This is a genomic window from Methylicorpusculum sp., assembly GCF_030651835.1.
Classification (GTDB): domain Bacteria; phylum Pseudomonadota; class Gammaproteobacteria; order Methylococcales; family Methylomonadaceae; genus Methylicorpusculum.
The window spans coordinates 26,231-49,989 of the sequence record NZ_JAUSBX010000156.1 but is presented as its reverse complement, the minus strand read 5'-3'; the positions used below and the strand labels follow the sequence as shown (position 1 = coordinate 49,989).

24 protein-coding genes are annotated in these 23,759 nt (G+C 47.4%); 19 read left to right on the top strand and 5 right to left on the bottom strand.

The annotated features are described in order from the left end of the window. Positions 1-69 precede the first annotated feature (69 nt). From Q7V32_RS20255 to bluB, 11 genes are all read left to right on the top strand, one after another. On the top strand, positions 70-960 hold the full coding sequence (locus tag Q7V32_RS20255) for an SPFH domain-containing protein (RefSeq protein WP_304898775.1): 891 nt from the start codon (positions 70-72) through the stop codon (positions 958-960). A 13-nt stretch (positions 961-973) separates the two neighbouring features. Beyond that, complete coding sequence (locus Q7V32_RS20250; RefSeq protein WP_304898774.1) at positions 974-2,281, top strand: NAD(P)/FAD-dependent oxidoreductase; 1,308 nt, start codon at positions 974-976, stop codon at positions 2,279-2,281. Positions 2,282-2,452: 171 nt separating this feature from the next. Next, positions 2,453-2,974: a YcxB family protein gene (locus Q7V32_RS20245; protein ID WP_304898773.1), complete on the top strand. Its 522-nt coding sequence runs from the start codon at positions 2,453-2,455 to the stop codon at positions 2,972-2,974. A gap of 46 nt (positions 2,975-3,020) precedes the next feature. Then, positions 3,021-4,925: an ATP-binding cassette domain-containing protein gene (locus tag Q7V32_RS20240; protein WP_304898772.1), complete on the top strand. Its 1,905-nt coding sequence runs from the start codon at positions 3,021-3,023 to the stop codon at positions 4,923-4,925. Continuing rightward, positions 4,910-5,425 (top strand): hypothetical protein, encoded by a 516-nt coding sequence (locus Q7V32_RS20235; protein ID WP_304898771.1) that lies wholly within the window; start codon positions 4,910-4,912, stop codon positions 5,423-5,425. The genes Q7V32_RS20240 and Q7V32_RS20235 overlap by 16 nt, the downstream gene beginning before the upstream one ends. Before the next feature lie 8 nt (positions 5,426-5,433). Next, the gene (locus Q7V32_RS20230) at positions 5,434-5,877 is read left to right on the top strand and encodes a universal stress protein (RefSeq protein WP_304898770.1); all 444 of its coding nucleotides are present in this window, start codon (positions 5,434-5,436) and stop codon (positions 5,875-5,877) included. Positions 5,878-5,879: 2 nt separating this feature from the next. Continuing rightward, positions 5,880-6,410, top strand: coding sequence for a bifunctional adenosylcobinamide kinase/adenosylcobinamide-phosphate guanylyltransferase (cobU, locus tag Q7V32_RS20225; protein ID WP_304898769.1), 531 nt, complete (start codon positions 5,880-5,882; stop codon positions 6,408-6,410). After that, positions 6,398-7,438, top strand: coding sequence for a nicotinate-nucleotide--dimethylbenzimidazole phosphoribosyltransferase (gene cobT, locus Q7V32_RS20220; protein ID WP_304898768.1), 1,041 nt, complete (start codon positions 6,398-6,400; stop codon positions 7,436-7,438). Before cobU ends, cobT begins: the two co-directional genes overlap by 13 nt. Positions 7,439-7,515: 77 nt before the next feature. Continuing rightward, complete coding sequence (locus tag Q7V32_RS20215) at positions 7,516-7,926, top strand: TM2 domain-containing protein (RefSeq protein ID WP_304898767.1); 411 nt, start codon at positions 7,516-7,518, stop codon at positions 7,924-7,926. A gap of 197 nt (positions 7,927-8,123) precedes the next feature. Continuing rightward, a complete protein-coding gene (locus Q7V32_RS20210) occupies positions 8,124-8,849 on the top strand; it encodes an adenosylcobinamide-GDP ribazoletransferase (RefSeq protein WP_304898766.1) in 726 nt (241 codons plus the stop codon). Further along, a complete protein-coding gene (bluB, locus tag Q7V32_RS20205) occupies positions 8,842-9,492 on the top strand; it encodes a 5,6-dimethylbenzimidazole synthase (protein ID WP_304898765.1) in 651 nt (216 codons plus the stop codon). Before Q7V32_RS20210 ends, bluB begins: the two co-directional genes overlap by 8 nt. On the opposite strand, the gene cobD is transcribed toward bluB, so the two are convergent. Both cobD and cbiB read right to left on the bottom strand, forming a co-directional pair. Further along, positions 9,448-10,455: a threonine-phosphate decarboxylase CobD gene (gene cobD / locus Q7V32_RS20200; protein ID WP_304898764.1), complete on the bottom strand. Its 1,008-nt coding sequence runs from the start codon at positions 10,453-10,455 to the stop codon at positions 9,448-9,450. The genes bluB and cobD overlap by 45 nt on opposite strands. Beyond that, the gene (gene cbiB, locus Q7V32_RS20195) at positions 10,436-11,350 is read right to left on the bottom strand and encodes an adenosylcobinamide-phosphate synthase CbiB (protein WP_304898763.1); all 915 of its coding nucleotides are present in this window, start codon (positions 11,348-11,350) and stop codon (positions 10,436-10,438) included. The genes cobD and cbiB overlap by 20 nt, the downstream gene beginning before the upstream one ends. 249 nt (positions 11,351-11,599) lie before the next feature. Here cbiB and Q7V32_RS20190 point away from each other — a divergent pair, with 249 nt between their 5' ends. Further along, complete coding sequence (locus tag Q7V32_RS20190; RefSeq protein ID WP_304898762.1) at positions 11,600-13,069, top strand: cobyric acid synthase; 1,470 nt, start codon at positions 11,600-11,602, stop codon at positions 13,067-13,069. A gap of 101 nt (positions 13,070-13,170) precedes the next feature. Next, positions 13,171-13,734 (top strand): thioredoxin family protein, encoded by a 564-nt coding sequence (locus tag Q7V32_RS20185; RefSeq protein ID WP_304898761.1) that lies wholly within the window; start codon positions 13,171-13,173, stop codon positions 13,732-13,734. Between the two features lie 7 nt (positions 13,735-13,741). Here the strand turns inward: Q7V32_RS20185 and Q7V32_RS20180 are convergent, their stop codons facing one another. Further along, positions 13,742-14,641, bottom strand: coding sequence for a carbohydrate kinase family protein (locus Q7V32_RS20180; protein WP_304898760.1), 900 nt, complete (start codon positions 14,639-14,641; stop codon positions 13,742-13,744). A 353-nt stretch (positions 14,642-14,994) separates the two neighbouring features. Between Q7V32_RS20180 and dhaL the strand changes: the two genes are divergently transcribed. Next, complete coding sequence (gene dhaL / locus Q7V32_RS20175; RefSeq protein WP_304898759.1) at positions 14,995-15,627, top strand: dihydroxyacetone kinase subunit DhaL; 633 nt, start codon at positions 14,995-14,997, stop codon at positions 15,625-15,627. Between the two features lie 32 nt (positions 15,628-15,659). Here the strand turns inward: dhaL and dhaK are convergent, their stop codons facing one another. Together dhaK and Q7V32_RS20165 are read right to left on the bottom strand one after the other, a co-directional pair. Further along, positions 15,660-16,649, bottom strand: coding sequence for a dihydroxyacetone kinase subunit DhaK (gene dhaK / locus Q7V32_RS20170; protein ID WP_304898758.1), 990 nt, complete (start codon positions 16,647-16,649; stop codon positions 15,660-15,662). A 73-nt stretch (positions 16,650-16,722) separates the two neighbouring features. Next, positions 16,723-17,571, bottom strand: a complete 849-nt coding sequence (locus Q7V32_RS20165; protein WP_304898757.1) for an HAD-IIA family hydrolase — start codon at positions 17,569-17,571, stop codon at positions 16,723-16,725. A gap of 432 nt (positions 17,572-18,003) precedes the next feature. On the opposite strand from Q7V32_RS20165, the gene hxlA reads away from it, so the two are divergent. The 5 genes from hxlA (at position 18,004) to Q7V32_RS20140 (ending at position 23,576) form a co-directional block, all read left to right on the top strand. After that, positions 18,004-18,645, top strand: a complete 642-nt coding sequence (gene hxlA / locus Q7V32_RS20160) for a 3-hexulose-6-phosphate synthase (RefSeq protein ID WP_159652866.1) — start codon at positions 18,004-18,006, stop codon at positions 18,643-18,645. A gap of 9 nt (positions 18,646-18,654) precedes the next feature. Beyond that, entirely contained in the window at positions 18,655-19,188 is a 534-nt protein-coding gene (hxlB, locus tag Q7V32_RS20155; RefSeq protein ID WP_159652868.1) for a 6-phospho-3-hexuloisomerase, read from the top strand. Positions 19,189-19,320: 132 nt separating this feature from the next. Then, positions 19,321-21,315, top strand: coding sequence for a transketolase (tkt, locus tag Q7V32_RS20150; protein WP_304898756.1), 1,995 nt, complete (start codon positions 19,321-19,323; stop codon positions 21,313-21,315). 125 nt (positions 21,316-21,440) lie between these two features. Then, the gene (locus Q7V32_RS20145; protein ID WP_304898755.1) at positions 21,441-22,130 is read left to right on the top strand and encodes a hypothetical protein; all 690 of its coding nucleotides are present in this window, start codon (positions 21,441-21,443) and stop codon (positions 22,128-22,130) included. 3 nt (positions 22,131-22,133) lie between these two features. Continuing rightward, the gene (locus tag Q7V32_RS20140) at positions 22,134-23,576 is read left to right on the top strand and encodes a hypothetical protein (RefSeq protein ID WP_304898754.1); all 1,443 of its coding nucleotides are present in this window, start codon (positions 22,134-22,136) and stop codon (positions 23,574-23,576) included. Positions 23,577-23,759: the final 183 nt, after the last annotated feature.

The window sequence follows — 23,759 nt, the reverse complement described above, 5'->3', positions numbered from 1 at the left end:
TCATGGTGAGTTTGTATACATATTATTACAGTTTGTTCTCTTGTGCTTAATAAAAATCAGGAAATTGAGATGATAAAACTGAGTTACCTGGGCTATGGGGCCGGTTTGTTATTGGGGCTGCTGGTGGTCTTGAATTCTTATACGACAGTAGAGCCCGGACATAATAAAGTGGCGACGTTGTTTGGTCGGGTTCAGCCGGAACCTTACGGTGAAGGCCTGCATATCGTTAATCCGTTATTAAATTTTGTCAGTTTCGATTTGCGGCAATTAACGTACACCTGGGAAAAAGTTCAGGTGCCCTCTCAGGATAAGTTGAAAACCTCCATGGATATTTCAATAACTTTCCAGTTGCAGGCTCAAAAAACGCCTGAAATCTTGCAGGAAACAGGGCAATTGAATGATGTCGTTGATAAGCATATTTCGCCCAAAGTTCGCTCATTATTGCGAGAGGCGGGTAAAACGGTTACGCAATCACAGGATTTTTATCAGGATAATGTTCAGCAGGCTTTACAGAGCTATATGGAAGAAGGGTTAAAAGAGTACCTTGAACCCAAAGGTCTGGTGATTAAAGCGGTTTTGTTTCGGGATATTACGCTGCCGGATGTTGTGACCACAGCCGTCATTCAAACTAAGGAGCGTCAGGAACAGCTGGAACGGGAAAAAGCCCAGTTAAAAATTGTTGAGCAACAGGCTCAGCAAGAGGTTAAAAAAGCGGAGGCCAGAGAGATGGCTGCCATCTCTGATGCGAATGCCAAACGGACTGAAGCCGATGCAGAAGCATATCGAATTATCAAGGAAGCTCATGCGCAAGCTGAGGCCAACCAATTGTTAGCAAAATCGGTCACGACGGAATTGATTCGTTATAATGCAGTTCAAAAATGGGACGGCGCTTATCCTCGAACGTTTATGGGGGATAAAACGGACGGACTGATTCTAAATTTACCCAATGCAGGTAAATGATTTAGGGGGAGCGATGACTGACACAAATGAAGGCAGGCATAAAATCGTAATTGTGGGCGGCGGCGCGGGCGGCCTTGAGTTGGCAACCCGTTTGGGTCAAAAATTAGGCAAAAAAGGTCTGGCTGAAATTTATCTGATCGATGCTTCGTCGACGCACATCTGGAAACCGTTGTTGCATGAAGTCGCGGCCGGAACCCTGGATGAAACAGAACAAGTCGAATATTTGGCGCAAGCGCATCGTAACGGCTTTCGTTTTCGCTTGGGCCGAATGGAAAGCCTGAACCGCGAAAAAAAGGAAGTGTATGTCAGCCCAACTTTCAGTCAGAGTGGCGAAGAACTGATACCCAGTCGTACATTCACCTACGATACGCTGGTCATGGCAGTCGGCAGTGTCAGCAATACCTTTAATATCAAAGGTGTGGATGAGCATTGCATGTTTCTGGATTCGACCTCGCAAGCGTTCAGATTCCAGAAGCAATTGGTCGAACTCTACATTCGCCGTCATGTCAGCCGCAGCGCCTCAATTGATAAACCGTTGTCCATAGCCATCGTAGGTGCCGGCGCCACCGGCGTGGAACTCTCGGCGGAATTGCACGAAGTGACTCACTTGCTGGCTGTGTATGGCATGGACCAGGCCGGCGCCGTTAAAATTACGATTATTGAAGCAGCGACACAATTGCTGCCCGCATTACCTCCCAAACTCGCCATTTCAACGCAGCAGCAACTGGTCAAATTGAATATTGATCTGAAACTGGGTCGGCGTGTTGTAGAGGTTACCAAGGACGGTATTGAGACGCACGACGGTGAGTTTATCGCTGCAGATATGAAAGTCTGGGCGGCCGGTATCAAGGCGCCTGACTGGATGAACCAACTGGATGGCCTGGAAACAAACCGGATCAATCAGCTGATTGTCGATGAGTATTTACAGTCGTCCGATGCTGATATCTTTGCCCTGGGCGATTGTGCGGCCTGTCCTTGGACCGGCCATGATCATAATGTTCCGCCACGCGCTCAGGCGGCTCATCAGCAGGCAACCACGCTGGCTAAAACCATCATGAACCGTTTGCAAGGCAAGCCGCCGGTCAAATATGTCTATCTGGATTACGGCTCACTGGTTTCTCTGGGAAAATACTCTACGGTAGGCAACCTGATGGGCAATCTCATCGGCTCGGTAACCATAGGCGGTTTTATAGCCAGATTGGTTTATTTGTCCTTGTATAAAATGCATCAAGTCGCGATTCACGGTTATTTCAGAACTGCGATGCTGACTTTATCGAATCTGTTTCGCCGCGGTGCGCATGCCAAAATCAAAATGCATTAAGGCGTCATTGATTGAACGGTGGTTCTTCTGTTCCCAGTAATGAACTGCAGGCAAATCAGTTAACCTATCGTGAAAAACCGCTTTTTATTTGGATCAACGCTGATAGGCTAAAGCCTGGATGTGATTTTCCTCTTTTATTAATTAAACTTTTAACTTTATATAAACACAGTCATGTTTGAAATCGAATACGAATTCCGGGAGGAAGATTTAATCCACTTCAATGAAATGCAATATTTGAACTCCGATGAAATTCAACAAAACCTGAAAAAAAACCGGCTGATAGTGCCTGGCGTGATGTTCATCATAGGCGCATTTTATTACTTCTATTACGGTGATATCCGAGCTGCTTCCTATGTTGTGATTTTGGCCATTTTGTGGGCCTGGTTGTCACCGAAGATTTTGTTGCTCGATTTTCGCCGCCAGATTCTCACCAATTACACCTATAAAGAGAAAGCGAGGATGTTTGGCGCTTATACATTGACGCTGGACCCTAAAGGACTGCTTGAAAAGTCGCCAAGCGGAAAAAACACCATGCCTTGGGATGAGGTGGTGAGGGTGGAAAAGAGCGACCGGTATGTGTTCATTTATATTGGATTGAATACCGCATTGGTCATTCCCAGAGAAACGGTAAAAAAAGGCAATCTGGATGAATTCGCCGAACAAGCTGAAAAAATGCTCGATCGCTTAGGATAAGGGGAATTATGGATGATTGTTTTGCTGTGCCTGAAACGGTAAAGATATGCTGAATTTTAGAAATGTAGCTCTAAGACGGGGCGCGCGAGTCTTGTTTTCCGGCGCCTCTTTTACGTTGCATCGAGGTCAGAAGATCGGCTTGACCGGCGCCAACGGGGTGGGTAAATCCAGTTTATTTGCCTTGCTTAGAGATGAGCTTCACCCTGATGAGGGCGATTTTTCGATGCCGCCAAATCTGGAAATAGCGCACGTGGCTCAGGAAACGCCGGGCGTGAGTTCCTCTGCGATCGATTATGTCATCGACGGTGATAAAGAATTACGCAGGTTAGAAAAGCGGCTGGCGGAAGCCGAGCAGGTTAACGACGGCATCAAATTGGCCGAACTGCACGGCGCGCTGGATCATATCGGCGGTTATACCGCTCAGGTACGTGCCTCCCGATTGATGAACGGCCTGGGCTTTTTACCCGGGCAGCTTAATAATCCGGTCAGTTCGTTTTCAGGCGGCTGGCGTATGAGGCTGAATCTGGCTCAGGCGCTGATGTGCCGGTCGGACTTATTGTTATTGGATGAACCCACCAACCATCTTGATCTGGATGCCGTGATCTGGCTGCAGGATTGGCTGTGTAAATACCCGGGCACTCTGGTGCTGATTTCCCATGACCGAGATTTTCTGGACAGCATCACCGATCACATTATTCATATCGAAAGCAATAAAGCTGAAATTTATACCGGCAATTATTCTGATTTTGAACGCATGCGGGCGGAAAAATTATCCCAGCAACAATCGGCTTTTGAAAAACAGCAGCGGGAAATTGCCCATATCCAGAGTTTTGTTGATCGTTTCAGAGCCCAGGCGACCAAGGCCAAGCAGGCGCAAAGCCGGATCAAATCGCTGGAACGGATGGAACTGATTGCTCAGGCGCATGTCGATTCGCCGTTTCATTTTACGTTTGCCAAACCCGATAAAATGCCCAATCCGCTGATCAATCTGAAGCAGGCGGATATTGGTTACGGCGATAAAATCATTATCGATAATGTTGATTTAACCCTCTCTCCTGGCGACCGCATCGGTTTGTTGGGACCTAACGGAGCCGGTAAATCAAGTTTGATTAAAGTACTGGCTGGCCAAATGCAGCCGGTTGCAGGGCAATTGCTGATTTCGGACATGCTCAAAATAGGCTATTTTGCACAGCATCAACTCGAGCAATTGCGTGTGGATCAGAGTCCGCTATGGCATTTACAAGCTCTGGATAAACGGGCGACAGAGAAAGAATTGCGCAATTATCTGGGTGGCTTCGATTTTCAGGGCGATAAAGTCATGGAAGCGGTAGAGCCGTTTTCCGGAGGGGAAAAGGCGCGTTTGGTGCTAGCTCTTTTGGTTTATCAAAATCCAAATCTGCTGCTGCTGGATGAGCCTACTAACCATTTGGATCTGGAAATGCGCCATGCCCTGAGTGTGGCCTTGCAGGATTATCAGGGAGCTATGGTCATCGTTTCGCATGACCGTCATTTGCTGCGCTCGGTCACTGATTCACTGCTGTTGGTGGCCAATGGCTCTGTGCAGGCATTCGATGGTGATCTGGACGACTATCGTCAATGGTTGACAGATCAGAAAAAAGGCGAGGAAGATCCTTCAACTGCAAACAATGCGGTTAACGTATCCAGAAAAGATCAAAGAAAACAGGACGCCGAGCGCAGGCACAAGCTCAAGCCATTAGTCGACGCCATAAAGCGGGCGGAACAAACAGTAGAAAAATTGCATCAACAGCAATTTACAATTGAACAGCAATTGGCCGATCCGGTCATTTACCAGGAGACTGAAAAGAATCGTTTAAAGCAGTTGTTGGAACAAAAGGCGCAGGTCGACAGAGATTTGTCGCGTGCGGAGGAAGCCTGGTTGACGGCGGAAAGTAAACTTGAAGAGGCACAAGAGGCATGTACGAGTGGTTAAAGCTGTTTTTCAATATTGCCCTGCTTAAAAAGGGACCTCAGGACATTCCTTATACCCGAGGATTGTTATTCCGTTTGATCCTGCTTTACTCGGTTGTCAGCTTTCTTGTTCTGAGAATCAATGAGACGTTCAGTGATTCATTGTTGCAAATACTGTTAGGTGTTTTTTTAATACTGGCCTTCAGTAAAGTGCTGTTGTTTTTTTGGGGTAAACCCGAACGCTTTGAACAAACGGCGTGTGCGCTATTTGGCGTCGACGCCGTCATCAGTTTTCTTGCCTTACCCAGCATTGCGACCATGGCTTCAGGACATATTACTATCCTGTCGCTGTTTACTTTGGTGTTATTCATCGTGTGGCATTGGTTGGCCAGTGGCCACATTTTCCGCCATGCACTCTCTCAATCATTGTTATTAGGATTAGGTGTTTCTTTTCTTTATCTGCTGGCTTCTTACCAGCTGGTGGGGTTACTTTTTCCTGAAGCACCCCCTGCCGCTTTTTAGGAGGCATGATGCAAAACTACGCTCATATAATGTTAGCCACTGATTTTTCGGACAACAGCACGTTGATTGCCGATAGAGCGAAAGCGCTGGCCGACAGTTTTAAAGCCAAACTGAGTCTGCTGCATGTTGTAGATAATCTGCCGATAATGGATACCGCCTATGGACCGGATATTCCGTTTGATATCGATTTGACGGAAGAATTAATGAAATCGGCCAAAATCAGGTTGACAAAATTGGCTGGTCAGCTGGGCGTGCCTGCTTCCAGTCAATGGCTGGAATTTGGCAGTCCGAAACTCGAAATAGTGCGTGTGGCTGAAGAAAATGAGGTGGACTTGATCGTGGTGGGTTCGCACGGACGGCATGGCCTGGCTTTGCTGCTGGGCTCTACAGCCAACGGTGTGCTGCATTACGCAAAATGCGATGTGCTGGCTGTCCGGCTTAAAGACGATTAACCGTGTTGACTCTTATTTTAGGGGGCGCGCGGTCCGGTAAAAGCCGCTATGCCGAGCAATGTGCCGGGGATTCAGGTAAGCAGGTTGTTTATTGTGCGACGGCTACGGCAGGTGATCATGAAATGCAGGCGCGAATTGCAAGGCATCGTGCTGATCGCCCGCAACACTGGAAAACGGTTGAAGAGCCGATCAGATTGGCCGATGTATTAAAAGAGCAGTCAGCTGGCGAACATTGTATTTTGGTCGATTGTCTGACTTTATGGTTAAGCAATATTTTGTTCGATGATCAAGGCACTGTGCAGTTGCCCTTTTTTGAACAGCAAGTCAGTGCTTTGATCGAGTGTGTTGATAAGCTGCCGGGTGATTTGATTCTGGTCAGTAACGAGGTCGGGTCGGGCATTATTCCTCTCGGGGAAGGCACGCGCCGGTTTGTCGATGAAGCAGGGCGTCTGCACCAGCAACTCGCGCAAGTTTGCGATAAGGTTGTCCTGGTTACGGCGGGTTTGCCGCAGGTATTAAAATGGACTGGATAAAGGCCTCCATTCAGCCTGCAGGCGAAGCATTTGCCGAGCAAGCCAGAGTCAGACAGGCAACATTAACCAAACCTCCGGGTTCTTTAGGTTTTTTGGAAGACATAGCTGTTCGTCTGGCCTCATTACAGCAAACCGGACAGCCTACGATCGAATCGGTTCAGGTCACGGTTTTTGCGGCCGATCATGGCATTGCTGAAGCCGGTGTGTCGGCGTTTCCCCAGGAAGTGACCGGGCAAATGGTGACCAATTTTGTGAACGGCGGCGCTACAGCCAACGTTTTGGCGCGTCATTTGGGGGCTTGTTTTGAAGTTGTCGATACAGGGCTGCGCTCGCCACTTGAACTGACCGGATTAATCGTGGACAGAGCGGGTCCGGGAACGGCAAATTTTGCGGTGCAACCGGCTATGACGCAGGCGCAGTTGGAAGTGGCATTAAACGCCGGAAAAAGTGCTGTGGACAGAGCGGTTCTCCGGCAAGTGCATTTGTTCATAGGTGGCGAAATGGGCATAGGTAACACCACTAGCGCCAGCGCCCTGGCTGCAGCGGTGTTAAAGATCAGTCCGCATGAATTGACCGGGGCGGGAACCGGTCTGGATGCTGCGGGTATCCAGCGAAAAGCAGCGCTGATAGAAGCAGCATTGGCACTGCATCTACCGGCGTTGAATTCTCCTATCGATATGCTGAAATGTCTGGGTGGTTTTGAGATTGCTGCATTGACCGGTGCCTACATAAGCGCAGCTCAACAGCGCATGCCTGTGTTAGTTGATGGGTTTATCAGTACCGTAGCCGCTTTGATCGCCGTTGAAATGGCGCCGGATTGTGCAGAATGGTTTTTTTACGGACATGTTTCGCAGGAGCGCGGCCATCAATGGGTATTGGCCTTTTTGAAGGCACGACCTTTGCTGAATTTGGATATGCGTTTGGGCGAGGGCAGCGGCGCTTTGGTTGCGGTGCCTGTTTTACAAATGGCTTGCAAGCTGCATAATGAAATGGCGACTTTTGAGCAGGCAGGTATCAGTGCAGCTTAAACCGACTTCTGCGCGGATACTGAAGCAGAGTATTTATAGATAACGTTAATAATTATAAAAAGAAGGTAAGACGAACCATGATTGGACACATAGAAAGTTTTGATTTAGGCAGGCAAACAGGCGTTATCAAAAGCGGTGATTCATTTTACGAATTTCATCTGGATCAGTGGACTTCACCGGGTGAGCCGGAAACCGGTGACGACGTGATGTTTGAGCAAAAAGATGGAACAGTTACCACGATTGGGCTGGTAGGCGTTTATCTGGAAAATAAAGCGGTAAAATCCCGTATGATTGCGGTTTTGCTCGCGTTCTTTTTGGGATTATTTGGGGCTCACCGGTTTTATTTAGGTTTTTACCTGATCGGTCTATGTCAGATTGTGGTGACTTTTTTGACCGGCGGGTATGGCGTATTGTGGGGGTTTCTCGAGTTTGCGCTGCTGCTCAGCAAGCACATGGATAAGGATGCTAAAGGACGACCGTTGAAGTAAAAACGTAACTAATCACTCGCTGTCAATTGAGGGTGTAGGTACTTGATTTCAATCAATCACCTACATCTAATAAAATGGCAGGGGTGAGCCGATACGTAAAAACGATGTCTTGCGGGAAAGACGCGAATAAACGCAGATCAATCTCGATAACAAATCATAAAGGCGATCACTGAATCGCCTTTTTTATTTAATATGCCATGCACTCATTGATATTAGCCCTACAATTTTTAACGCGAATTCCTCTGCCTGTCCGTTTTGAATCCAGCGAGCGCCAATGGGGGCAATCGGTGTTGTTTTATCCTTTGGTTGGTTTATTGATCGGTTTGATGCTGGTTTTTGTACTGGTTTTATTAGGAACAGGTCAGCCGGAACTTAAAGCGGCCATGCTTTTGATCCTGTGGGTCGGGATTAGCGGCGGACTCCATCTGGATGGACTCGCCGATTGCGCCGATGCCTGGGCAGGCGGGATGGGCAGCCGTGAACGCAGTCTGGCGATTATGAAAGACCCGGCAGCAGGCCCAATCGCTGTGATTTGGCTCATTCTGGTGTTGATGCTGAAATGGGCGGCCTTGGTCGAAATAGTCAAACAATCTGACACTGCAGTATTATTGATTGTGCCGATGCTGGGCCGGTTGGCTATCATGGCGATGATGTTGACTACGCCCTATGTCCGTCCGGGCGGGTTGGGTGAAAAAATGATCGTCAATTTACCCCTCATCCCCGCTCGATTAAGTCTTGCCGCCTGGCTGATCTGTACATTATGGTTTATAGGCTGGATGCCGGTGCTGGTAGCCATATTGGTTGGGTTGGCAATACGCTATATCGCGCTTCGTCGTTTAGGTGGCGTAACCGGCGATGTTTATGGGGCTGCTGTCGAATTGACGGAGGCGGCTGTTTTGGCTTCGGTGGCATTGCATGTCTGAGCACCGTTTCAGTGACGCTGAAATAGCAGCGGTATACCGGACGATTTCAGCGCGGCGCGACATGCGCCATTTTTTGCCGGGGCCGGTTGATGAAGCGCTACTGACAAAACTGTTGCAGGCGGCTCATCAAGCTGGGAGCGTCGGCTTGATGCAGCCGTGGCGATTTATCAGGATTACCGATGTTGCATTGCGCCGGAAAATTCATGCACTGGTTGAGCAGGAACGGTTGCAGACAGCGTTGGCATTGGGTGAGCGCAATGACGAGTTCATGAAGCTCAAAGTCGAAGGCATTCTGGAATGCGGGGAATTGCTGGTCGTGGCCTTACCGGATCAACGCGAAAAACATATCTTCGGCAGGCGCACCTTGCCGGAAATGGATTTGGCTTCGGCCGCCTGTGCCATACAAAATTTGTGGCTGGCCGCAAGAGCTGAGGGATTGGGGCTTGGCTGGGTTTCTTTGTTCGATCCCATGGCTCTGGCAGAACTTCTCGCAATTCCTAAAGGAGGGCGCCCCATTGCGGTCTTGTGTCTTGGGCATGTCGAGGCCTTTTACGAAAAACCCATGCTGGAATTGGAAGCCTGGGCCAAAGCCAGGCCCTTAGCCGATTTTGTCTCCGAAAACTGCTGGCGGGATGGTTTTTAAAGCAATGTCTAACCGCCCCCATTGCGTCTCATCTTTGGGAAGACCGAAGCGCAAGCTGGCAGGGGTATCGAATAACCGGGTCAGAATACCCTGACGGGCAAGAAGTTCATGCAGTGCCGGCGCCTGCGGGATTTTGCTCCAGACGAACAAGTCTGTATGACCGTCCGGAATCAGTCCGTGCGATTCCAGCAAGTGCTGCAATCGTTGTGATTGCTGTTTTAGTGTCAGACTGGTGCGTTCTTGCCAAGCCCCGTCACATAGGGCTTGCGTGGCCACATAACGGCAGGGATGGCTGAGTGTCCACGGGCCTAATTGTTCATTCAACTGATTGAGTAAAACCTCATCCGCCAGAACAAATCCGCATCGGGCCCCTGCCAAGCCAAAAAACTTTCCCAGTGAGCGCAAAATAATCAGGCCGGGTCTGGGTAAATAGGATCCGAGGCTGCATTCCGGGGTCGTATCGATAAACGCTTCATCGACAATCAGCCAACCGCCGCGTGCCTGCAAGTTTTCGTGCCAGGCGAGCAGCTGTGCTTGACTGAAGCGCCTGCCGGTGGGGTTATTCGGATTAATCAATACTAATACATCCAGCGTGCCGATAGTTTCGTCTAGGGTATCCGGATTCAAATTTATCAGGGTATGGCCTGCTTTTTGCCAGTTGGCGGCGTGTTCTGCATAGGCGGGGCTCAACATGCCGGCGACAGACGCAGGCCGTAATAATGGCAAGGCCTGAATGGCTGCCTGGGAGCCGGCTACCGGTAAAATATGAGGCGATTGATAATAGCGTCTGGCAGCCTCAACAAGACCATCGTCTGCTTCGGGCAGTCTTACCCAGCATTCGCCCGGTATAGCTGGAATCGGCCAGCCATTGGGATTGATGCCGGTCGACAAATCTATCCATTGATCCAGCGGAATCTGATAACGCGTTGCGGCATTGCGCAGTTTACCCCCATGTTCCAGCAAGTGCTTCTCCTGATGTAATTAACACGATCCATAACCACAGGGTTTTATCAATCAGCCGGTTTGCTTTGATGATGTCCTGATCGGCGGGTTCGTTGGTTCCGCCGAAATACGGCTTGTTTTTGAGCTGGCCATGGTAGATGGCAGGGCCGCCTAATTTGATATTGAGCGTTCCGGCGCCGGAGCTCATTACCGGTCCTGCGTTAGGACTTTCCAGTAAAGCTGAGTATCTGTGCCAACTGCGCAACGCTTTTCGGGTTTGGCCCAGTAAAGCATAACTGCAGGCGGTCAATCGGGCCGGTAAGTAATTCAAGCCGTCATCCAGTCTTGCAGCGGCCCAGCCAAAGCGGTTGTAGCGTTCATTTTTATAGCCCCATACTGCGTCCAGCGTATTCACTAGCCGGTAAAAAACAGCACCGGCAGGGCCTGCAACAATAAACCAGAACAACGGGGCAAAAATGGCATCCGCACCGTTTTCAAGAACTGATTCTATTGCTGCCCTACGAACCGCCAAAGCGCCCATGTTAACAGTTTCGCGACTGACGATCATGGCAACCTGCTGCCTAGCCTGAACTATGTCGTATCTGTCAAGCGCGGCAAAAACACGCTCCGAATGTTGCTTGAGGCTTTTTGCTCCTATGCAAAAGTACAATATGACCGGGTGAATCAGGGCGTCAGCATGAATGATGCGATCCAGTCCGTAAACAAGCAGTGTGATAGGGAAGACGGCTAATATTAAGGCGATCAAACCCTCAAACCGGCTCGTATTTGCGTGCCATAAACGTTGTTCGAGAAAGTTCGCCCAAGTGCCGAAGCCAACAAGAGGGTGGAAGCGTTTTGGCTCCCCCAAACACCGGTCGATAAGAACTGCCGACAGGATATAGAGCGTTAAACTCATTTAAGAAAATCTGTTTTTATGTATCGTATTGCGATCGGCATGTTTTAATACTCTCTTCTTACTCAATAATCGTTCAAGTATGTTTGGTGTGGAGTATGCCTATCGAGGAACGCCGTGAACCCGTCCATGGGGGCTTGCGGCAGCTCCCTGCTGCCGACATCCTCGCTAGGCATACCCCACACCTTCCCATTCCTAGACGTTTTTTCGGTCAAAAGGGAGTAATGAAAGTATTCAACCCAATGATGCCTGATGACATTCAAAACCCTTATGATTCAAGGCACCACCTCGGATGCCGGTAAAAGCACGCTGGTGACCGGCTTATGCCGTTACTATTATCGCAAAGGCATGAGCGTGGTGCCATTCAAACCGCAGAATATGGCGCTGAACAGTGCGGTAACGATCGATGGCGGAGAAATTGGCAGGGCTCAAGCGGTTCAGGCGGCAGCATGCGGCCTTGCTTCGCATAGCGACATGAATCCCGTTTTATTGAAACCTACGACCGACCGGACGGCACAGGTCATCATTCACGGCAAGGCATTGGAAAATCAGGACGCCAAAACCTATCATGATTATAAAGCGACCGCTTTAAACGCTGTGCTTGATTCATACGGACGGCTTTCGAATCAGTATCGGATGATGATTGTTGAAGGCGCGGGCAGTCCTGCAGAAATAAATCTGCGTCAAGGCGATATCGCCAATATGGGCTTTGCCGAGCAGGTCGACTGCCCCGTCTTATTGATCGCCGACATTGATAGGGGCGGCGTGTTTGCTCATATCATCGGAACCCTGGCTTGCCTGTCCGAGAGTGAGCGCCGTCGTATTCTGGGCTTTGTGATCAATCGTTTCCGGGGCGACATTAATTTGTTAACCCCGGGATTGACTTGGCTGGAACAAGAAACCGGCAAACCGGTCTTGGGCGTTTTGCCTTATCTAACCTCGCTTTATCTGGATGCCGAGGATGCCATATCGGCCAATCCGGCGAATCGCAATGCTGATTTCAGGATCGTCGTGCCGTGTTTGCCCAGAATCAGCAACCATACCGATTTTGATCCGCTGTTACACCATCCCGGCGTAACCCTGGAGTTTTTGCATGATCCCCGGCAAATGAAAGGTGCCGATTTGCTTATTGTGCCGGGCAGTAAATCGGTAAGAGACGATTTGGCGTGGATGAGGCTGCAGAATTGGGATAAGGCCATTGAGCGGCATCTGCGATATGGGGGCAAGCTGATAGGAATCTGCGGCGGCTTTCAGATGCTGGGCCAACAGATCCATGATCCTTTGGGACTTGAGGGAATGCCGGGATCCAGCAACGGCTTGGGGTATTTTGATATGGAAACGACCTTAAACAAGGACAAGCGGCTTTGCCAGGTGGTCGGTGTGTTAAGTCTGGGTAACGTTCCCGTGCAAGGCTATGAGATCCATGCCGGCCTAACCCAAGGTCCGGCGCTAACAAGGCCTTTGGTTATCAGCGATCAAGGCGTTGATGGTGCCTGTTCCGTTGATGATCAAATTACCGGAACCTATTTGCATGGTTTGTTCGATCAGACCGCCGCTTGTGATGCGCTGCTGGTGTGGGCCGGTTTAAATGAGCAGAAGTCGCGTTCAATTGATCAGGGTCAGCGCCGCGAACAGGGGATTGAAATGATAACCGATACATTGGCAACACATATCAATTTTTCATTGCTTGACCGGCTTTGGGATGGCTATGTAAAGTCATAATTTTATTTTTTGGCTGGAAAAGCCGCGTAGCTGATTGAATTTGAATCTTCGGATTTTGATCAAACAAGTACCTAAAATTTAATAATCTACAGGAGATAACCATGGCCGCAACACCCTCGAATATGATGCCTTTAGGAACAAGAGCCCCGGATTTTAAGCTGCTGGACACGATAAGCGGCGAAATCAAGTCGCTTGGCGATCTGAAAGGAGCCATCGGGACACTGGTTGTGTTTATGTGCAACCATTGCCCTTATGTATTGCACATCAAGCCTCAATTAATCGCTATTGCTCAATCGTATGCGTCAAACGGCATCGCTACGATAGCGATTAGCTCTAACGACATTCAAAATTATCCGGACGATGCGCCGGATAAAATGCACGCACTGATGGCGGAATGGGGCAATCCTTTCGCTGCCTATCTTTATGATGAAAGCCAGTCGATTGCCAAAGCCTATCAAGCCGCTTGTACGCCCGATATTTATTTGTTCGATGCGGATTTGGCGTGTGTGTATCGGGGGCGTTTGGACGGTGCAACACCTAAAAACGACGTGCCGCTTACCGGCGAAGATCTGCGTCATGCACTGGATAATTTATTGGCCGGAAAGCCGGTAGATGCCAATCAGTTGCCCAGTATCGGGTGCAATATAAAATGGAAAGAGGCTTGATGGCCGCTTATCCAGTGATGGCAAGCAAGGCCGATACGGCCTTTTGATCAGGCAAGCCTGTTCTGGCTCCGGTTTTTGTTGTGCACAAGGCGCCAGTCGCACTGGCATAATGCAACAGTTCATGCCAGGGCATGGGTTGGCATAAGCCTGCGGCAAATGCGCCATGGAAAGCATCTCCGGCACCGGTCGTATCGATAGCCTCGACTTGAAATGCCGGTAAGCTTCCTTGTTGCTGCCCCTGTCTCCAGATCAGGCCTTGTTCTCCCAGGGTAATCACAACAGAGGGGGCGAATTCGGCCAGGCGATTTAAGGCCAGGGCGGTGTCGCCGGCATATTGTCGTGCGAATTTTTCGGAACAGACCAAATGATCGACTAACGGCATCAAGCCTAAGGTTCCTTCGTGAATGGAGCCGGCATCCAAAACAGTGGCTATGCCGGCTTTACGCGCTTGATGGGCCAGGGGCATGGACACGTGAGGTTCGTGGCCATCAAAAAGAATGACGCGCGGACGGATCGTTGAAAAATCAATACTTCCGGCTTTGAGTGCCTGCGTATCGCCTTTGTAGTTGATCAATGCTCTTGCACCGTCCGGTTTTACGATGACTGTCGATAAGGGCGTGGGATCGCTGCCTCTGACGATGAGGTCGGTATTGACGTGATTCTCTATCAATTCCTGCACATGCTTTTCGCCGTAAATATCATGACCCAAATAGCCGGCAAATCCGGCTTTTAAGCCGAGTAATGAAACGGTAATTGCCGCATTGGCAGCGGGGCCTCCTCCGCAACTGATCAAGCTGTCCGCAACCAGTTTTTCATCCGCCTTGGGATGGTGGGGAACGGAAAAAACCAGATCGTAACAGGCATGTCCGACGCAAAGAACATCAATTTCTATCGCAGTTTTAAACATAGTAAGATTGTTTTTGGATCAAACTTTCAGCCTGACGAGCAAGCGCACTCTTTTTAAAATAATGCGCTTTCATAATGATGATTGAGGCAGGAAGATGATTCGATTAATTTATGGATGGCCGGTAGCGTGAACGTCTATTATAGATCACCACTATTTATTCTTCGATAACAGCAATTCTCAATTTGAAGTGAAAAAAGGGCTGGGGGAAGCTTTTTGAGGATGTCGGCAGCAGGGATGCTGCTGCCAAGCCCCCATGGAAGGGTTTACGGCGTTCCTCAAAAGGCTTTTTCCAGCCAAAAATGACGCCGAAAAGATCAAACTGAGAATTGCTGCTTCGATAAGGAGACAATTGCATGACCTACAGTGCATCGCTTTTACCTGATTTAATCAAAGCCGTCGCCGATACCATCGAAGCCAATGCTGATGAAGTGACAGCATTGGATCAAGCTATCGGTGACGGCGATCATGTTATCAATTTGCAGCGGGGCATCACTGCTTTGTTGAGTCAGGCCGAGGAATTATCTTTGCTGGATTGGCCGGGAGCCTGGCAGAAAATTGGCATGACGCTGATGTCGACTATGGGCGGTGCGTCGGGTTCCTTGTTTGGAACATTGTTTATCGCAATGAGTAAAGCCAGTCATCAGCATGCTTTGGATAGGCAGGGTTTTGCTGAAATAGTTAATGAGGCGGTTAATGCCGTTAAAAAAAGAGGGCGCGCCGAGGCGGGCGAAAAAACCATGCTTGATGTGTTAGTGCCTGTCGCTGAGGCATTGACTGCGGCATCAGCAGTGACCGATTTGAGCGAAGTGCTTAAAAAATTGGTGGAAGCCGCCGAAACGGGGGTCGAATCAACGCGCGATATGATTGCAACCAAAGGCCGCGCTTCGTTTTTGGAAGAACGCAGTCGAGGTCATATCGATGCCGGTGCGAAAACCAGTCAATTGATGATCAGCGCAGTGATTGATCAATTGTTGAAGGTGGCGTGATTTTGGTCGTAAATTCGGCAGCTAAGCAATCGCTAACATCCCCAGCGTAACGCGGCTGTATGGACTGGTGCATCCCAAAGCCCGGTCAGTTCATCGTCGAGCAGAGTCAGCGTTAAAGAGCAACCGGCCATATCCAGCGAAGTGGTGTAGTTGCCAACTAATGAACGGGTTATTTCTATGCCTCGTTGTTCCCAATAGCAGGCAGCCAAATCATAAATCAGATGCAATTCGATCAAGGGTGTGGCGCCGAAGCCGTTGACATGCAGCAAGGCTTTTTGTCCTGGTTTGGGATTGAGTTCTTTATTAATGGCGTCTGCGAGCTGCTCGACTATTTCCCCTGCGCTGGCTAATGGTTGAGTGTCATGACCCCGTTCACCGTGGATGCCTACACCCATTTCCATTTCGTTTTCACCTAATTCGAAAGTAGGTTTGCCTAGAGCAGGCGTGGTACAACAGGTTAATGCGACGCCTATCGAAGCCGTATTTTGACAGATACGGTCACCCAGGATTTTGCATGCAGCAAGATCGGCGCCTTGCTCTGCAGCAGCCCCCAGCATTTTTTCAACAATCAATGTGCCCGCGACGCCTCTTCGTCCTGTACTGTGTGATTTAGGCAATGAAACATCATCACTGACAAGAACGGTCTCGTTTTCACACGTGACCATTTCTGATGCGATTTCAAAATTCATGACATCACCGGCATAATTTTTAACAATAAATAATACGCCGCCACCACTTTCGACAGCTTCAGCGGCTGCCATCATCTGGTCCGGTGTGGGGGAAGTGAAAATCTGACCTGGGCAAGCCGCATCCAGCATACCTTTGCCGACAAATCCGCTGTGCAACGGCTCATGTCCAGATCCCCCGCCTGAAATGAGAGCGACTTTGCCAGGGAAAGCAGGCGTCAATCGCTTTATATAACGGGGTTGGGATGAGAGCTGAACTATGTCGGCATGGGCTTTGGCAAAACCGCTCAGGCTTTGATCGAGAAGACTGTCTGCGGTATCGATAAATTTTTTCATGTGAACTGCTCCTGTTTGTGTTTGCAATATGGCAGCAAAAAAGGGGGTAAATGTTGGTATGCAGGTGGTTCAGTTATAAGCTTGCATTCAATGCATCAGTAATAGCCCGGATATCATTCATTACCCAGGACGGTTGATAGTCGCTGCTTTTAAGGTCTTCCAGTGTCGAGACGCCGCTTAAAACCATTATGCTCTGTATTCCGGTTCGAACAGCTCCAAGAATATCAGTTTCAAGTCTATCGCCTATGGCAATGGTTTCGCCGGGGAGGGCTCCTAAAATAGCCATGGCTTGCTGGTAAATGGTTGGTTCCGGTTTGCCGATGATGATAGGTGCCTTTCCGGTTGCCGTTTCAAGAGCCGCAAGAATGGCGCCGTTACCATGAATTAAACCAAATTCGGTGGGTAAGGTGGTGTCACCATTGGTTCCGTAAAACGCTGCTCCTGCGCGGATATTGATCGTGGCTGTAGCCAGTTTGTCCCAGGTAAGTGATCGGTCTTTGCCGCTGACCACAATGTCCACGTTGAGTTGAGATTTAGCCTCTTCTGTATCGGTAAATTGACAAACGTCAGTCAAAATAAAGCCTTGATCAGCCAGGGACTTTACAGCGCCGTCCTCACCAATGACAAAAACACGCGTTTCGGTAGGTGTGTACCGCTCGGCCAAATAAGAAGCAGTGGCCATGGCTGAAGTTAAAATTTCATTGATTGTCACTTTCACACCCATGCGCTCAAGTTTAATAACGTATTGTTCAGGCGTATGGCTGGCATTATTTGTGGCTAGAACGAAAGAAATACCTTTGTTACGCAGTGTGCTGAAAAAGTCGATGAGACCTGGAAATGGAGCGTCACCTTGCCATAAAACACCATCCATATCGATGATAAGTGAGCGGATTTTAGAAAAGTCGGCGGGTGCGTAAGTCATTTAGGTTAATTTTGTTATGTATGGATGAGAGTGGAGCTGATGTGCCGGGTTGATCAAGCTGATCCAATGCTTATAGAAAATCATCTTTTCAAGTCGTTCGAGGTTCCAGCGTTAGCGGAAATTATACATTGAAGAAACGAATTTTATAGCGAAGACTGTTCAACAGTAATGCATGCATGAGAGAGGGGGCAAGCAGTCAGACATGCAGTGATTTTTCGGATTTTTGGCAATGGAATAGGTAATAAGAGAGATTCGTCATTGCGTACTTGTAAAAAGTAACGAAACTCATAAAAAGTGGTTATAACAAACGCGAACGCTATAGGTTTTGCACCGTAATTGGCATTGACACAGGAGCCCGTTCTAATTTACAGTATCGTTCGCAAAAACGAGTATGTAACCAACAATTAAAATAACCAATTCGGAGCACATATCATGGCAAAACCATTAATTCAAATGGCGTTAGATTCATTAGATTACAACCAAACTATCGCTCTGGCAGAAACAGTTGCGCCACATATCGATATTTTTGAAATCGGAACACCTTGCATTAAGCACAATGGCGTTAATTTGGTAAAGGACTTAAGAGCAAGATTCCCAGATAAATTAATTTTAGTTGATTTAAAAACTATGGATGCCGGCGAATACGAAGCCACTCCATTTTATGCTGCAGGCGCTGACATTTGTACAGTACTGGGTGTTTCCGGTCTTGCTACTTGCGTAGGTGTTATCAAAGCAGCTAATGCACACGGTGCAGAAGCTCAAATCGACTTGATCAACGTAGACGACAAAATTGCTGTTGCTCGCGCTACAGCAGAAGCAGGCGCTCACATCATGGGTGTTCATACAGGTCTGGACGCACAAGCAGCGGGCCACACTCCTTTCGGTGACTTAAGCGACATCGCTGGTTTAGGTTTGAACATCAGAATTTCTGTTGCTGGCGGTATCAAGCAAACAACCGTTCAAGACGTAGTTCGCGCCGGTGCAAACATTATTGTTGTAGGTGCAGCTATTTACGGTGCGCCATCTCCTGCAGAAGCAGCGCGTGAAATTCGCGAACTTGTTGACGCTGTTTAAGGTAAAACCATGCATCAGCAGCTAATTCTAGACAAAGTGACCGGTATCCTTGAGGCTACTGACGATTCCTACGATGAAAAATTAACGAAAATGCTTGACCAGGCAAAGCGAATCTTTATCGCTGGCGCAGGCCGGTCAGGTTTGATTGGTAAGTTTTTTGCCATGAGGCTGGTTCACAGTGGTTATGATGTCAGTGTTGTTGGTGAAATAGTCACTCCCAGTATAAAAAAGGGTGACCTGTTGATCATCATCTCTGGTTCCGGGGAAACTGAACAGCTCATAGCGTTTACAAAAAAAGCCAAAGAAATTGGCTCTGACATAATGCTGATATCTGCAAAAAGCAGTTCGACAATTGGCGATTTGGCAGATGGCGTATTCCAGATAGGTACTCCTGAGCTTTACGGAAAAGTTGTCGGAATGCCTATGGGTACCGTATTTGAGTTGTCAACCTTGCTCTTTCTTGAGTCGACGATTTCTCATCTCATCCATGAGAAAGGTATTCCAGAAGAAATCATGAGAGAAAGACACGCGAACCTTGAGTAAAACAAGAGGACGAGTGGTTAATCCACTCGTTCGTGCTTTGTCGAATGTTTCAACTAACGAATGGCAATAATTAGCACTTGATCAAGCCGTTAAACTTAACAATATAATAATTTAGAAACGAAGGAGAAGAATATGACTTCGCGTCGAGAACTAGCGAACGCCATACGCGCTTTAAGCATGGATGCCGTACAGAAAGCAAACTCTGGTCATCCAGGCGCCCCTATGGGTATGGCTGATATTGCTGAAGTATTATGGAATGACTTCATGCGGCACAACCCGAACAACCCGAAATGGTCAAATCGCGATCGCTTTGTATTGTCAAATGGTCACGGTTCAATGCTGATCTATTCCCTGTTGCATTTGACGGGTTACGCGTTACCTATAGAAGAGTTGAAGAATTTTCGACAGCTGCATTCTAAAACACCTGGGCATCCGGAATACGGTTATGCACCTGGTGTAGAAACAACAACCGGACCTTTAGGTCAGGGCATCACCAATGCTGTTGGTATGGCAATAGCTGAAAAAGCCTTAGCGGCCCAGTTTAACAAAGATGGCCACAAAATTGTCGACCACATGACTTATGTGTTCATGGGCGACGGTTGTTTGATGGAAGGCATTTCTCATGAAGCCTGTTCTTTAGCAGGAACTCTGGGGTTAGGCAATCTGGTTGCTTTCTGGGACGATAATGGAATTTCAATTGACGGCCATGTTGAAGGCTGGTTCACAGATAACACGCCGATGCGATTCGAAGCCTACGGTTGGCATGTCATTGCCGATGTAGACGGTCACGATGCAAATGCGATTGCAAAAGCCATAGAAATGGCTAAAGCAATGACTGATAAGCCAACCTTGATTTGCTGCAAAACAACGATTGGTTTTGGTTCTCCTAATAAAGCGGGAACTCATGAGTGTCATGGTGCTGCACTTGGGGACGCAGAGGTTAATCTGACCAAAGCGGCTTTAGGCTGGGATCATGGTCCTTTTGAAATACCTGATAACGTTTATGCCGGTTGGGATGCAAAATCAAAAGGCGCTCGACTGGAAGCGGAATGGGATGCGAAATTTGCAGCTTACAAAGCGGCTCATCCTGAACTGGCTGCAGAATTTGAAAGAAGAATGTCAGGCGAGTTGCCGGCAAATTGGGCGGCAGATGCTCAAAAGTTTGTAGATTCAGTCAATGAACAAGCTAAAACTACAGCTACAAGACATTCTTCACTAGCCGCTATTGAAGGCTATGCAAAATTGTTGCCTGAGATCTTTGGTGGATCAGCGGATTTAGGCTGTTCAAACATGACTGAATGGTCAACTTACAAGCCCATGCGCGCCGACAAGCCTGATGCGAATTACATCAATTACGGTGTTCGCGAATTCGGTATGTCAGCGATCATGAATGGTGTAGCGCTTCACGGCGGGTTGATTCCATTTGGTGCGACCTTTCTGATGTTCTCAGAGTATGCAAGAAATGCATTAAGAATGTCTGCTCTGATGCAAATCAGAACATTATTTGTCTATACGCACGATTCAATTGGCTTGGGTGAAGATGGTCCTACCCATCAACCGGTAGAACAAATAGCGACGTTGCGTCTAATTCCCAACATGCAGGTTTGGCGTCCTTGTGATGCAGTTGAAACCGCAGTTTGCTGGAAAGCCGCCATAGAAAGAAATAATGGCCCATCTGTGTTGATTTTCTCCCGTCAAAACTTGGCTCACATGCCGCGTTCATCTGCACAAATCAGTGCAATTGAAAAAGGTGGCTATGTGCTAAAGGATAGCGAAGGTCAGCCGGAAGTTATTCTCATTGCAACGGGCTCAGAAGTTGAGTTAGCTGTTAAAGCGTGCGAAGAGTTAACTGCAAAAGGAAAAAAAGTCAGAGTTGTTTCAATGCCTTCAACGAATGTTTTTGATGCACAAGACGAAGCCTATAGAGAATCGGTTCTGCCTTCCAGCGTAACTAAGCGTGTTGCAGTAGAAGCTGGCGTTACCGATGGATGGTGGAAATATGTTGGAAGTAACGGAAGGGTTGTAGGACTTAACCGTTTCGGCGAATCGGCTCCAGCAGGCCAACTTTTCAAAGAGTTTGGGTTCACCGTTGAAAATGTAGTTAAGAACGTAGAAGCTGTTCTTTAATTTTCAAAGAAGATTTAACAGCTTTACATATTGTTTTCAAAATGCGAAAAGGAGCGCTTTCAGGGACGAAAATAAATCGTTTTTGAAAGGCTCCTTAAGCTTGTTAAGACTCATAGGTGAAAAACGTGAAAATAAATAATTTGACGCAAAGTGTTTTTATAGGAATCTTAATCGCATCGCCGTTGGTTAATGCTGAATCAGACTACCCTGCCGCAGATTTCAAGCCAAAAGTTTTATACCAAGACAGCGAATATAAATCAGCCGCAGTTGAGGAAGTAAAGTCCGAGTCTAAGTCAAGCGCAGCAGCTGCAGAATCAGAGGATGATTCAAAGTTTCCTGCCGCTAACTTCAAGCCGGAAGTCCTTTATAAAGACGAAAATTACAAGCCCTCTAAAATTGTAGAAGCGCCTGTATCAAAAAATAATGCCGGCACAACTGAAGTTTGGAAAGAAGAAATAAAAGAAATTGCTAAAGAATCATCTCAAGCAAAAAAAGAAAGTTCTTCTACGCCTTTAATTGCTTTGGTCGCATTAGCTGTAGGCGGTTTTTTGTTCTTTAAAAGCCGTGGAACAGCTTCAACTGGTTCAGTTGAAACAAAAGTTTATACAAGAGATCCAAGCGGTTTAACCGGTGTTGCACGATATCTTGATAAAAAGAATCCAAGATCATCAAGTGTAGCCAAGTATATTGAAAAACTGGAAAGCACTCCAAAATCAAGTGTTGATAAATACCTCGCAAAAAAAGTAGTCGCCGATAAGTCAGAGCCAGTCTCTAAGGCAACTGGAGTTGAAAAGTACTTGCGTGACCGGGGGTGATGAATGGACCAGAATTACTTGATCGATTTCTTCGCTGAAATATTTCCATTCGGCAAACGGTCTAAGGTTCAGGACATTCATATTGAGCGTCCGGTTCATTCCTCGATATCGACAGGAATGACCGGCGTATCCAGATACTTGAGTGCAATGCCGAAGGTAACTGGCGTAACAAAATATTTACAACAGTTTCCGGAACCGACAGGGGTAGAGAAATACCTTAAACATAATGATCGGTTACCAGCAACGGGTGTCAACAAATATCTTGTCAAGAAAGCAATCTCTGATAAAGATAAACCCTTAGTGAGTGGTGTATCTAAATACGTTGAAAAAAAAGAAAAAACAAATGCACCCTCCAGCAGCGTATCGAAGTATCTTGCAAAACAGGCACTGACACAAAAAGTCACTTTAAGTGGAGTTCAAAAATACCTGCTTATACAAGAGCGGCAATTGAAAGCGTCGGAGCAACTGACAGGTGTAGCAAAATATGAGCTTGAAAAAGAAAAGCTGGAAAAGAAAAATGCTGCACAGATTCTGATTGATATGTATAAGGAAAAAGAAGCCAAGGTTGCAAGAGACGCAGCCCAAGCTGCGGAACTAAAAGCATTGATAGGCGAACAAGAGTTGGTCGAGCAAGCGATTGAAGAGCCATCAGCGGCTACCGGTGTGGGTCGATACCTGCAGTTAAAAAAAAGTAAGCCTGCCGCATCAGGCGTTGCAAAATACATTGCTGGCCAGATCATTCGTGAGCGTCAAAAACCCTCGCTATCTAGTGTATCCAAATATTTGGCAAAACAAAAAGTAGTTGTTAAACCAGAAATAAGATTATCTACAGTAGAAAAGTATTTGCAATCAAAAGCCGATTTTTCCGAAGTGAAAAAAGAAACGACCGGCGTGTCAAAATATTTGGCTCAACAGGCTATTTTGACAAAAGATAAGCCGCCAGTCAGTGGTGTTACAAAATATCTAAGCAATCAAGCTCAATTAGAAAGGCAGAACCCTGATTTGGGTAAAAAAATAAAAAAAGCCGAACTGATTACAATTGCGAGTGAAAAAACCGGTGTCGAAAAATATTTGGAACAACGGTTAGCCAATGCAAAAGAAACAATTACAGAAACCATAACGGGTGTAGAAAAGTATCTGGAACAACAGGCAAAAAATGCAAAAATTGCATTAGAACACCTTGCTGAGCGTTGTCTTGAAGGGGAATTTATCCCAGCATCGGAAGTTGTCGATGAAGAATCCGTCGCAACCGCTGTTGCTGAGCCGGAAAGTACCGTTCATCAAAGAACGGGTGTATCAAAATACCTTGATAAGCAAGTTCCTGATTTGAAAGAAGTCGTGCATTTGAAATTAACAGGTGTCGAAAGATATTTGGAACAGCAAATTGCAAATACTAAAAAACTAAATTTAACCGGTGTTGAAAAATATCTACTTGAAAAAGCATAATCCAAATTAAATAATAGGGCTCTGAGTAGAGCAGGGCCTACAAATTTTAATAAGCGGATATCAGTTCATTTTTCAATTACCAAATATAATCCTGTTGAACAAAGGTCCAGTTTATCTGGCGTTCTTTTATTAAAAACAGGTTGTATTGCAGCTCTAGAATTTTTAATTTAACAATCTGAAGGT